This is a genomic window from Listeria cornellensis FSL F6-0969 (genome assembly GCF_000525855.1).
In the GTDB taxonomy this organism is placed as follows: Bacteria; Bacillota; Bacilli; order Lactobacillales; family Listeriaceae; genus Listeria_A; species Listeria_A cornellensis.
On the sequence record NZ_AODE01000019.1, the window covers coordinates 45565 to 58108 of the forward strand.

Here is a 12544-nt window from a genome sequence, read left to right on the forward strand (position 1 = left end):
ACATTCGGCATTAGACGCGTTAGCTAAGTCTTGCCGAAAATCCGCTTATCACAGATTATACGACTGGTTGGTCCGTTCTTGCGCGTTTCTTTTTCTTCTGCGTATTAATAACGCCTTTTTTCTTCAACTCACGTTTCTTGAATACGAACCACAATTGCATTGCCATGAAGATGGATGAGAACACACTAGATACTAATCCAACTAATAGCGCAATCGAGAAGTTCAGGATTGACTCATTACCAAAGATAATAAGCGCGATAACCGTGAATAGTACAGTCAAAATCGTATTGATCGAACGGATAAAGGTCTGGCGTAAACCATGATTAACCGCAAACGCGATATCCTCTGGTTTTTTGAAGCGTCCCATTTTGAAGGAAACATCCCGAATCCTATCCGCCGTAACAATCGTATCATTGATGGAGTAACCGATAACGGTCAGCACCGCCGCAATAAATGTCAGATCGACCTCCAGCCGGAAGATACTAAAGAAGATGAAGATCATGAAGGCATCAAATAGTAACGACAGAATCGTCGCGATACCCATTGACAACTCGAAACGAAACGCGATATAAACCACAATCAGTAACGAGGCAATAGCAAGCGCCCACAGTCCATCTTTCGCAAGTTCCTGTCCAACAGTCGGCGTTACCGTACTAATATTCGGATCCGTCCCGTACGCTTTCTTGAAATGCGTTTTAAACTTCGCGATTTCGTCCTGCGACAAGGCACCCTTATAACTAATAACGGCCGTCTTATTATTATTTTGGAAATTGATATCATTAGAAGGCATATCAATCTCTTTCAAATCCTTATTAATTTGCTCCTCCGTCAGCGCCTGTGTCGAAGTGACCTCCGCACGCGTACCACTCGCAAAATCAATACCTAGATTCAACTTGAACACCGATAAAATCACAATCCCAATCACAACAATGACTGCAAAAGTAGTTAAGAACGCACGATGATGTTTGACGAAATCATACTTATCAAAATGCGTTTTCAAATCGAATGTTTGTTTACCTTCATGTAAATCATGAATATCTTTACGACGAACCGCAAACAATCCTGGTTTATTATTCAGCACATTACTGCTTACAAGAAGTCCCATAAGCGCTCTTGAACCCCAAACAGCAGTCAAGAAACTCACTAGAATACTGATAATCAATACCGTCGCGAAACCTTTAATCGAGCTTGACCCGAAGTAGAAAAGAACCCCAGCAACGATCAGCGTCGAAATGTTTCCATCAAAGATAGCTCTGAAGGATTCTTTCCCACCTGTATCGAAGGCTGTTTTCGTGGATTTACCAACCTTGAGTTCTTCCCTTATCCGCTCGTAGGTAATAACGTTGGCATCGACCGCCATACCAATACCGAGAATTAATCCGGCAATACCTGGTAGTGTAAGGGTTGCATTTAATAATCCTAAAATGAGTAGCACAATGTACGTATACGCCACCAAAGTAATAGAAGCTACAACACCTGGTAAACGATATACAGCCATCATGAAGATAAAGATAGCAATAACACCAACAAGTCCGGCTACAACGGTTTCAGCCAATGCATCTTGACCAAATTGTGCGCCGACAGAAGTAGAGTAAACCTCCGTTAATTTAACAGGAAGTGCCCCAGAGTTCAGCAAGTTCGCTAATTCTTTCGCAGAATCCATCGTAAAACTACCCGAAATTTCTACTTTCTTCGTGTCTAATTCACGATCTACGTTTGGCGCAGAAAGGAATGCTGGTTTTTCTTTGACAAGTTCTGTTTTGTATTTTAGACCTTCTTTCCAGTCCAACCAAATAACTAACTGATTATCTGGCGCTTTTGCAGCAATCGTTTTGGTTACGTTAGCAAATTTATCTTTGCTCTTCATTTCCAACGTAACGATTGCTTGGTTTTTGTCGTTTGTTACAGCTTTAGCGCTGCCTGGTACAAGATCACTACCGTCCATCATCAGCTTGTCATTAGCATCACGGAATGACAAAACAGCTTGTGTCGATAGGATTTTTCGTGCTTCTGTTTGATCCGTTACCCCTGCGAGTTGAACCCGAATACGGTTTCCGCCCTCAATCGTGATAACTGGTTCTGTAACCCCTAATGTATTAATACGTTGATCCAATGTTGCCACTGTTTCTTTCAGTGTTTCATTGGTTACTTTGCTTTTCCCGTCAGCAGGCTCTACTTGGTAAAGAACCTCGAAACCACCTTGCAGATCGAGACCAAGATTAATTTTATCTAGAACAGGTTTTGCAGTAAAAATAACTGTTCCAAAAAATAATTGCTACGATCAGGAAAAATGTAATTATTTTACTTTTCTTTATCATTTCTTTCTAATTCCTCCCTCATCTACTAACAACAGACACCTTTGTAGGCGCCATTACGCTATGTAGAATGCTACTCTTGACCTTCCGTTAGTTGCAGCGAAATATCTTCCTTCTCCGCTTCCTCTGGCGGTCCCATGGTAATAAAGTCCATTAATGATGCTATCTTCATTTGTAAAATGTCGTGAATGCGCTGATGCAAACGCGGGTCCTCTTGATCCTTCCAAACAACTTCAACCAAAAAAAGACCAAATATGTTCCGCTTTGATTTCACGGTATCCCATAAGTTTAAAATCTTCTACACGAATTAAAATTGCTGTTTCTAACTGGTCGTACCACTCTTTGTCGGATCTCATCCTCATTCTCACACCTTCTTTTTCAAACAACATAGATTCATTTTATCTAATTATGAAGTAAATGGGAAGCATAATCTTCGAAAAAGCCAAATCTTTATTTCTAAACTGGTCACAAAATGATTGCATTACCTTCAAAAAACTCATTTTTCTTTGCTTAACGATATTTCTATATACCCATTTATCTACAAGAAAAAACAAGCCAGTACAAGGATTTTAATCCACGGCTTGTTTTTCAAAAAGAAAACTTATTTTTTCTCCGTATCTACTTCCGTTGTTGTTACTTCTTCAACTTCCGCTTCTACTACTTCTTCCTCAACTGCATCTGCTTTCGCTAAAACAGTACGGACTGCATTGCGATCAAAAGTTAGTTCGCTACCAGCACAATCAAGCACAATATTACCATCTTCAATTGCTACAACTGTTCCATGCAATCCTCCGATAGTAATGATTTTATCGCCTTTAGATAGACCGCTTTGCATTGATGTTACTTCTTTTTGACGTTTTTGTTGTGGACGGATAAGCAAGAAGTAGAACAATACGATCATTAATAATAACGGTATTAACATTGCCATGTGTTTATTCAGCTCCTTTCGTTTTTATTCTATATTAGAAATTTTTCGCATTCGGGCCATTAAGACCATACTGCTCAAAAAATTCTTCCCGGAAATCAGCAAGGCGGTCATTCATGATGGCACCGCGGACTTGCTCCATTAAGTTTAACAGAAAATGTAGATTATGATAAGTAGTAAGCCTAATTCCAAAAGTTTCATCACAACGAATCAAATGACGAATGTAGGCGCGCGAGTAATTTTTGCACGTATAGCAATCACACACTTCATCGATTGGACGGAAATCACGCGCAAATTTGGCGTTTCGAACAACCAACCGACCTTTACTTGTCATACATGTCCCATTTCTCGCAATACGCGTTGGAAGCACGCAATCAAACATATCAATTCCGCGAATCACGCCATCAATCAACGCGTCAGGCGACCCAACACCCATCAAATAACGCGGTTTATTCGCTGGTAATAATGGTGTCGTATACTCCAACACTTCATTCATAATATCTTTTGGCTCCCCAACGGACAATCCGCCAATCGAATAACCAGGGAAATCCATTGATACAAGATCACGCGCACTTTGCTCACGTAAATCTTTGTACGAACCACCCTGCACAATCCCAAAAAGTCCTTGGTCATGTGGACGCGCGTGCGCTTTCAAACCACGTTCTGCCCAACGAGACGTACGCTCAATCGATTTTTTCATGTAGTCATGCGTCGCTGGATATGGCGGACATTCGTCAAACGACATCATAATATCTGACCCGAGCGAGTTCTGAATTTGAATCGCTTTTTCAGGTGAAAGGAACAATTTATCCCCATTCAAATGATTGCGGAAATGCACGCCTTCTTCCTTGATATCACGCATATCGCTCAAGCTAAACACTTGGTAACCGCCAGAATCCGTCAAAATTGCCTGATCCCAGTTCATAAATTTGTGAAGACCACCTGCTTCTTCAATCAAATCCTCGCCTGGGCGTAACCACAAGTGATACGTATTACTCAAAATAATGCCAGAACCCATTGCTTTTAGTTCCTCTGGAGACATCGTTTTAACAGTTGCAAGCGTCCCCACGGGCATAAACATTGGCGTATCAAAAGAACCGTGCGGCGTGTGAATTTTGCCGAGACGGGCGCCTGTTTGCTTATCAGTTTTTATTAGTTCATAGGTAATCGCAGCCATTTTCTACCTCTTTCTATTTAGGATATCCAAATCATAGCATATCTAAAAAAGCACTGAAAAACAAGTCTTTTCTAGTAAAAAAATAAATTAAGCGTAAATAAACATCGCATCGCCGAAACTAAAGAAGCGATATTCCTGCGCAACCGCGTGTTCATAAGCCGCCATAATTTTTTCGCGATCCGAAAGCGCACTCACCAACATAATAAGCGTCGACTTCGGTAAATGGAAATTCGTAATTAAAGCATCCACTGCTTTAAACGTGTAACCTGGCGCAATAAAAATCTCCGTCCAGCCACTATCTTCTTGCAATTTTCCATCAAATTTCGACGCAATGGTTTCCAATGTCCGAATCGATGTCGTCCCAACCGCTACCACTTTTCCGCCAGCCGCTTTCACATCATTTAATTCTCGCGCTGCTTCCGCCGTCAAACGGTAAAATTCCGAATGCATTTTGTGATTCGCCGTATCTTCCACATCCACTGGTCGGAACGTTCCCAACCCAACATGAAGCGTCAAAAAAACTACCCTCACACCTTTCGCGCGCACCTGATCCAGCAATTCTTCCGTGAAATGCAAACCAGCTGTTGGCGCCGCCGCAGAACCATTTTCACGTGCAAAAACAGTTTGGTAGCGATCCTGATCCGCCAACTGCTCCTTGATGTACGGAGGCAAAGGCATCTCGCCCAAACGCTCTAATATCTCATAAAAAATACCACTATACTCAAATTGCAAAATACGGCCACCATGTTCCAATTCTTCCAAACAAACCGCGGAAAGTTCGCCGTCACCAAACACAATACGCATCCCTTTACGAATCCGTTTTGCCGGTTTAACAAGCGTTTCCCAAGCATCGCCTTCCGTTTGTTTCAATAACAAAACTTCAATGTGCGCGCCCGTTTCCGCCTTTTCCCCATGGAGTCGTGCAGGCAAAACACGCGTATCATTCAAAACAAGCGCGTCACCCGCATGCAAATGCTCCAAAATTGCAGGAAAATGCTTGTCCTTGATAGCGCCCGTTTCCTTGTTCAATAACATCAAGCGACTAGACGTCCGATCAAGCAATGGCGTCTGCGCGATTAATTCCTCTGGTAATTCAAAATCAAAATCCTCTACTCTCATTCCGACACACCTTTTCATTCACTTTTCGTTAATCCTAAATGCTCATAAGCCGCGTCCGTCACCAGTCTCCCGCGTGGCGTCCGCTGTAAAAAGCCAATCTGTAACAAATAGGGTTCTTGCATATCTTCAATCGTTTCGCGTTCCTCGCCAATACTCGCCGCAATCGTATCCAAACCAACCGGTCCGCCACGAAACGAGCCAATAATCGTCGCAAGCAACCGCTGATCAATCGTATCTAACCCTCGCGGATCTACTTGCAAAAGCGTCAACGCCTCACGCGCCAAACTTTCCGTCACCAAACCATCACTACGAACCTGCGCAAAATCACGCACCCGTTTTAGCAATCGATTCGCAATCCGAGGCGTCCCACGCGACCGTCTCGCAATCTCCACCGCGCCATATTTCTCCACTTCCGTATCCAAAATATCGGCCGTCCGCGTCACAATCTCCGTCAACTGCTCCTCCGAATAAAATTCCAAATGATCAATCACGCCAAAACGATCACGCAAAGGCGCCGATAACTGCCCAGCACGCGTCGTCGCCCCAATCAACGTAAACGGTGGCAAATCTAAACGTACCGAACGCGCCGTAGGACCCGTCCCAATCACAATATCCAAGCAATAATCCTCCATCGCCGGATATAGAATCTCCTCAATCGAGCGGTTCAATCGATGAATCTCATCAATAAACAAAACATCACCCGGCTCAAGCGTCGTCAAAATCGTCGCCAAGTCCCCAGGTCGCTCAATCGCAGGACCACTCGTCGTACGCATCGCCGTCCCCATTTCATTCGCAATCACCATCGCAAGCGTCGTCTTCCCAAGCCCCGGTGGCCCGTACAAAAGCACATGATCCAGCGCCTCTTCCCGCTGTTTCGCCGCCTCAATAAAAACCGCTAAATTATGCTTCACTTTTTCTTGCCCAATATATTGCGCTAAGGTCTGTGGGCGGAGACTTTTCTCGAAGGAAACTTCTTCTTGATTCACGTTTTCACCAGAAATGATGCGGTCTTCCATATCACATTCCCCTTCCTTACTTCGTCATGAGTTGCAACGCCAATTTAATATAATCATTGCTCGTCAACACTTCTTTTTCCAATTTCGGCAGTACTTTTTTGAGCTCCCGCGTACTATAACCAAGCGCCTCGAGTGCCAAAACGGCTTCCTCAAGCGCTGGCGGTAAACCATCGGAAATGTCCTTCGTCGCCTTCTGAACCGTAATCTGATCCGCCGCCACATCCGCAAGCTTCCCTTTTAAATCCAAAATAATCTGGCGCGCCGTCTTTTTCCCGACACTCGGAAACTTCGTCAAATACACATCGTCCTCCGCTTCAATCGCCGAAATAAGTGGTACAGGATCGCCAGCAGCAATGATCGCCAGCGCGCTTTTCGGTCCAATTCCAGACACGCCGAGTAATTTCTTAAATAAATACCGCTCCTCCGATGTCTGAAAACCAAACAAGGAAATATTATCCTCGCGCACATGTTGATATAAATAAACCTTGGTCTCCTTACCCTCTAAACTCGAGAAAGAAAAAGGATTCCCAGTAATAATTTGATAACCAATGTGACCCGTCTCAATCACAATATACTCCGGAGAAATATCCGTTACCGTACCTTTTATATATTCATACAAAGAAAATGCCCCTCCATCTAAAAATAAATTCACTCCCTCCATGATAGCATAAAAAAGAACATTTGTACTACCACAAATCATTGTTTCCAACATTTAATCCCGTTCCAACTTGCCGCCAACCAGGAAAACGCATACAATAAAAAAGACGAGGTGATAATCATGTCAGAAAAAACAATCGTAACAACCCTGAAAAAATTACTAAATATAATCGCATCCACCGGCAGCCCCGCAAACACATCCATGACCAACCATCACGTCAATCAAAAACTAAAACAGTTAAAAAAAAGAAGAAAAAATAAAAAAACGGCTTATCGATATCCGTCTAAACGTTAAAGACAGATACTGATAAACCGTTCTTTTTTATCCCAAATGCGTAATATTCTCCGCAATCACCGCGGCAGAAGCATCAAATTGCTCCTGTTCCAACTCGTTCAATGATAACTCAATAATTTCCTTGACGCCATCCTGCGCTAGAACAGCCGGAACTCCAATCGCAATACCACGTTTCCCGTATTCCCCATCGAGCACACAAGAAACCGCCAACGCCCGGTGACTACCGCTAAAAATATTGCGGCAAATTTCCACAATCGTCCCAGCAATACCATATTCGGTACATCCTTTTTGATGATAAATCTCAAAACCAGTATCCCGCGCACGGTCGCCGATTTCCTTCAAATCAAATTCGGTTCCAAACTTCTCCTTGCTGTAAGCGTTGATGGACTTCCCGTACACCGACGAATGTGACCAAACAGGGAACTGTGAATCACCGTGTTCCCCGAGTACAAAAGCATCAATACTCTGCGGCGCCACGTCCAGCTGCTCCGATAACAAACGGCGCAACCTCGTCGTATCCAGCCAAACACCCGTACCAAGCACCCGATGCCTCGGCAAACCTGAAAGTTGCCACACCTGATACGTAATAATATCTACCGGATTCGCCGCCACTAAGAAAATGCCCTCAAAACCATTCGCCATCATGTCTGGAACGATATTCGCAATAATCCGCGATGTACTTTTCAGCTCATCCAATCTCGTTTGCCCTTCTTTCAAGGCACCCGCTGTCACTGTGATGACCGCGATATCGATATCACGACAGTCCTTCGCCTCTCGTACGCTTATTTTCATCATGCCATGCGTAAAAGCCGCCGCATCCGCTAAATCCTTGCGATGGCCCTCTACACGCTCCGTATTTAAGTCAACGAGAACTAACTCCTCACAAATATTCTGATTCACAAAAGCATGCGCTGCCGCCGAACCAACATTTCCAGCACCGATAATCATCACTTTTCTAGGTTTCAAATTAACCATTCCTTCCTCACACAATTCTTGCCCCCATTTTACACAGAAACAAGCAGAAAGGAAAGTAATCGATTTTACTATTTCTGCACAGCTTGCAACATTTCCATCTGCGGCGTGCTAGATCCAACAACCACATCCTGCAATTGATACACGAAATAACTGCTTAATCCCAATAATAACGTTCCTAAAACCGCACCAGTCACAACTAATTTTTTCATATTCATCCGCTCCATTCGTCTTATTTATAAACCCATTCTATCAATAAAACAAACGACTTTCCCGCGATTCAGATGACATCAACCTTACAATTTTGACACAAAAAAACGGAGGCTGGGCATACCAAAAGTAAATCGGCGAAAAGCGTTTGTATTCAAGAAGTTTGGCGGACTCCTGAATACAAACGCTTTCGCTCGATTTGTGTAAAGTAAGATTTACGTCCTACCCAGAAGAAGGATTCGCGATATCTTGCTTATTTTGTGTAAAACTAAGTCTATATAGGCTTCTACTAGTTAAAAATCTTCATATGGCGGTTTACGAGACACGCACATAATACCCGAAATGAGTAATAACGCGCCTGGAACAATCCATAAAAGTTGAATCAAAATAAATCCAACTCCTCCGACGATGATCAATCCAATCCCCCAAGCTTTCGGGTTCGACTTAATCATACACGCCGCAACAATGGCAAATCCAGACATAAAAAAACACTAAAACGCCAATGCCTATCATGCCGACACTAAAAAGTCCTCCTAATGCATCTTCTGGCATAATTGCGACAATACCAACCACAAAGAAACCAAATACAATCGTTACTATGGATGCAATCACACCCGTAATCCCGCCAATTAACCCTAATACAAATTCTGCTGTTCTAGTCATTAAATTCTCCTTCTCATTCATGAATTTAAAAGCCTGAAGCCTCTAAAACAAGATTACACTAATATCCGAGCGCTGTAAAGCACATCAAAACCCGTCCGCATTCGTATAAACTTCCTGCACATCATCGTCGTCCTCTAACGCATCGATCATCCGCTCAAATTGCTCCTTTTTATCATCTGAGACTTCATTTACAACTTGAGGAATCATCGACAATGCAGCCGTCGCAAACGCATACCCAGCTTCACTAAGCGCATCCTTCACATCCGTAAAAGCAGCAGCCTCCGTATAAACCTCAAAAGCCCCCTCGCTCGTCTCCACGTCATCTACTCCAGCCTCAATTGCCTCTAGCATAAACGTATCCTCATCCACTTCCAAGCCCTCACGCTCAATCACAATATACCCTTTGCGATCAAACATATAAGCAACACTTCCCGTCTCGCCAAGACTGCCATCATTCTTATTAAACGCCACACGCACATTCGTCGACGTCCGATTCCGATTATCCGTCAGCGTATGTACCAAGACCGCGATGCCACCAGGTCCATAACCCTCATACGTAATCTCATCATAATGTTCTCCGCTCGTATTTCCAGCCGCCTTGTCAATCGCCCGCTTAATATTATCATTCGGCATATTCACAGCTTTCGCCTTATCTACCACAAGTCGCAACGATGCATTCGTAGCAACATCCGCTCCGCCTTTCGCCGCCACAAAAATCTCCTTCGCTAACTTTTGAAAAACTTTTGCCCGTTTGGAGTCCTGCGCATTTTTCCGTCCTTGAATATTCTTCCACTTCGAATGTCCCGCCATAATCCCACTACACTCCCTTAAACGTATTACTTAAAAGTCTAGCCTAGTTCTCATGAAACTTCAATGAAAACGTTAGACAAAAAATCACGCGTAACCGATTTTATCTGGTTAAGCGTGATTCTACATGTATTATTTCATTTTCACAGGAAGGCGGTACACATGGTACGTTCCCAATTCCCGTGTTTTTCCACCAAGCAAAGCGATCTCTTCCAACGCATTTTGGACTAATTTCGCCTCGCCATCAGAAAGTAAATCAATCAAAAAGAAATACTCCCCAAGCGATGTTTTTAACGGTCGAGATTCAATTTTACTCATATCAATATTGCGCCAAGCGAACGTTGCCAGCACTTTATGAAGCGCCCCCGGCATGTTATTCGGTAAAATAACGCTGACCGAAGTCTTTTCTTCTTCACGATCAGGCAAAGCAATGCTCACTGGATTTCGACTTAAAACGACAAACCGCGTCTGATTTAACTCGATATCCTGCGCGTTTTCTTGAACGATTGTAAGTCCATACTCGTCAGCCGCCATATAAGGCGCGATAGCCGCAACAAGCTCATCAGGATGCTTACTTACCCATTCCGCAGCATAAGCCGTTGAAGGGGTCGTCTCGCGCTCCACACCATACAACTCGGTTTGCAAGAACGTATGGCACTGCGCAATCGCTTGAGGATGCGACATCACCTTTTGGACAGAGTGCCAGGTATCTTTATTATTTGGGTGAACCATGAGATGTTGCGCAATTGGGACGACAATCTCCGCCACAATCGGCACGCTCGAAATATGAAATAAATAATCCAACGTGATATTAACCGTTCCTTCAAGCGTATTCTCAATCGGAACAACCGCCACATCCACTTTTCCCTTCTCAATCGCCATAATGCAATCAGGAATCGTTGCATAAGCGACCGCTTCCCCATTCGGAAAAGCACTAATCGCCGCTGAGTGCGTGAACGTCGCAACTGGCCCCAAATAACCAACCTTCATAAAAATGCCACCCCTTTATTAATCGATGAATTCAAACTCGAAGTCGAACAGACGAATCGTTTCGCCATCTTTCGCACCACGTTTACGAAGCGCATCATCGACACCCATCGCACGCAATTGACGAGAGAAACGTTGAATCGAAGCATCACGCTCAAAATTTGTCATCGCAAATAGTCGTTCTAATTTCTCACCGCTAAGCACATACGTACCATCTGGATCACGCGTAATTTCGAAATCAGGCGCCTCTGCTTGATATTTATAAAGAACCGTATCCTCTTCTTCTTTTTCCAGCAACTCATCTAGCGGGAATTCCGCCGTCGTTTCTAGTTTATCTGCAATCGTAAGCAACAACGGATTCAGACCCGTTTGTGTCACAGCCGAAATCGGAAAAATTGGAATCTCTTCTTTTAACTTCTCTTTGAAAATTTCTAACTGTTCGTCAGCGCCTTCTATGTCCATTTTGTTAGCAACAATCAGCTGTGGACGCTCCATCAAACGTAAATTATATTGCTCTAGCTCACTATTAATCGCTAAATAATCATCATACGGATCGCGACCTTCTGAAGCAGACATATCAATCACATGCACAATAACACGCGTCCGCTCAATGTGACGCAAGAATTGATGACCCAGCCAACGCCTTGACTAGCACCTTCAATCAAACCAGGTAAATCCGCCATAACAAAGCTACGACCATCGCCTGTGTCAACCATTCCTAAATTCGGCACAATCGTTGTAAAGTGGTACGCCGCAATCTTCGGACGAGCAGCAGAGACAACAGATAGCAATGTCGATTTACCAACACTTGGAAAACCTACCAAACCAACATCCGCCAATACTTTCAATTCTAGTTGGATCGAACGTTCTTGTCCTGGTTCCCCATTTTCCGATAGTTCCGGAGCTGGATTCGCCGACGTCGCAAAACGTTTATTTCCACGTCCTCCACGACCAGCTTTTGCAATCACAGCCTGCTGGCCATGCGCCACTAAATCCGCGATAACTTCCCCAGTATCCACATCCGATACAACCGTTCCTTGTGGTACTTTAATAACTAAATCATCCGCGCCACGTCCATGCATACTTTTACTCATACCATGTTCGCCACGCTCCGCTTTAAAACGACGCTGATAACGGAAGTCAATCAATGTACGTAAACCCTCGTCTACTTCAAAAATAACATCGCCACCATTACCACCGTCACCACCAGCTGGCCCACCATTTGGAACAAACTTCTCACGACGAAATGCAACCATTCCATCTCCACCATCACCAGCTCTTACATATATCTTAACTTGATCTATAAACATAATCATTCTCCCGTCCAATTTTATATCATCTGTTCATTATAACGAACTTTACTTGCATAGTCATCCTTTTTCGAAATTTTTTTATAGTTTG

12 protein-coding genes and 3 pseudogenes are annotated in these 12544 nt (G+C 43.6%); 1 reads left to right on the top strand and 14 read right to left on the bottom strand.

All coding sequences use genetic code 11. From position 1 onward, the window contains the following. Window positions 1-55 precede the first annotated feature (55 nt). The 7 genes and pseudogenes from secDF to ruvA all read right to left on the bottom strand — a co-directional run bounded on the left by secDF (window position 56) and on the right by ruvA (window position 7171). A pseudogene (gene secDF / locus PCORN_RS08130) lies at window positions 56-2318 on the bottom strand (protein translocase subunit SecDF). Between the two features lie 70 nt (window positions 2319-2388). Then, a pseudogene (locus PCORN_RS08135) lies at window positions 2389-2671 on the bottom strand (post-transcriptional regulator). A 245-nt stretch (window positions 2672-2916) separates the two neighbouring features. Further along, entirely contained in the window at window positions 2917-3243 is a 327-nt protein-coding gene (gene yajC / locus PCORN_RS08140) for a preprotein translocase subunit YajC (RefSeq protein ID WP_051999329.1), read from the bottom strand. A 34-nt stretch (window positions 3244-3277) separates the two neighbouring features. Then, complete coding sequence (gene tgt / locus PCORN_RS08145; protein ID WP_036079273.1) at window positions 3278-4417, bottom strand: tRNA guanosine(34) transglycosylase Tgt; 1140 nt, start codon at window positions 4415-4417, stop codon at window positions 3278-3280. Between the two features lie 87 nt (window positions 4418-4504). Continuing rightward, entirely contained in the window at window positions 4505-5536 is a 1032-nt protein-coding gene (gene queA / locus PCORN_RS08150) for a tRNA preQ1(34) S-adenosylmethionine ribosyltransferase-isomerase QueA (protein ID WP_036079274.1), read from the bottom strand. 14 nt (window positions 5537-5550) lie between these two features. After that, window positions 5551-6552: a Holliday junction branch migration DNA helicase RuvB gene (gene ruvB, locus PCORN_RS08155; protein ID WP_036079276.1), complete on the bottom strand. Its 1002-nt coding sequence runs from the start codon at window positions 6550-6552 to the stop codon at window positions 5551-5553. 16 nt (window positions 6553-6568) lie between these two features. Further along, window positions 6569-7171 (bottom strand): Holliday junction branch migration protein RuvA, encoded by a 603-nt coding sequence (gene ruvA / locus PCORN_RS08160; RefSeq protein WP_036079740.1) that lies wholly within the window; start codon window positions 7169-7171, stop codon window positions 6569-6571. A gap of 159 nt (window positions 7172-7330) precedes the next feature. On the opposite strand from ruvA, the gene PCORN_RS19315 reads away from it, so the two are divergent. Beyond that, a complete protein-coding gene (locus PCORN_RS19315; RefSeq protein WP_159102556.1) occupies window positions 7331-7504 on the top strand; it encodes a hypothetical protein in 174 nt (57 codons plus the stop codon). 27 nt (window positions 7505-7531) lie between these two features. Here the strand turns inward: PCORN_RS19315 and PCORN_RS08165 are convergent, their stop codons facing one another. From PCORN_RS08165 to obgE, 7 genes and pseudogenes are all read right to left on the bottom strand, one after another. Beyond that, window positions 7532-8470, bottom strand: coding sequence for an L-lactate dehydrogenase (locus PCORN_RS08165; RefSeq protein ID WP_036079743.1), 939 nt, complete (start codon window positions 8468-8470; stop codon window positions 7532-7534). Window positions 8471-8547: 77 nt separating this feature from the next. Continuing rightward, window positions 8548-8688 carry a hypothetical protein gene (locus tag PCORN_RS19320; RefSeq protein WP_159102557.1) on the bottom strand — a complete coding sequence of 47 codons (141 nt, stop codon included), beginning with the start codon at window positions 8686-8688 and terminating at the stop codon, window positions 8548-8550. 291 nt (window positions 8689-8979) lie between these two features. Continuing rightward, window positions 8980-9138 (bottom strand): hypothetical protein, encoded by a 159-nt coding sequence (locus PCORN_RS19800; protein ID WP_206537434.1) that lies wholly within the window; start codon window positions 9136-9138, stop codon window positions 8980-8982. Continuing rightward, window positions 9131-9349 (bottom strand): hypothetical protein, encoded by a 219-nt coding sequence (locus tag PCORN_RS08175; RefSeq protein ID WP_036079277.1) that lies wholly within the window; start codon window positions 9347-9349, stop codon window positions 9131-9133. The genes PCORN_RS19800 and PCORN_RS08175 overlap by 8 nt, the downstream gene beginning before the upstream one ends. A gap of 84 nt (window positions 9350-9433) precedes the next feature. After that, on the bottom strand, window positions 9434-10159 hold the full coding sequence (locus PCORN_RS08180; RefSeq protein WP_036079279.1) for a YebC/PmpR family DNA-binding transcriptional regulator: 726 nt from the start codon (window positions 10157-10159) through the stop codon (window positions 9434-9436). Window positions 10160-10288: 129 nt separating this feature from the next. Next, window positions 10289-11146: a prephenate dehydratase gene (gene pheA, locus PCORN_RS08185; protein WP_036079282.1), complete on the bottom strand. Its 858-nt coding sequence runs from the start codon at window positions 11144-11146 to the stop codon at window positions 10289-10291. An 18-nt stretch (window positions 11147-11164) separates the two neighbouring features. Then, window positions 11165-12453: pseudogene (gene obgE / locus PCORN_RS08190) on the bottom strand (GTPase ObgE). Window positions 12454-12544 lie beyond the last annotated feature (91 nt).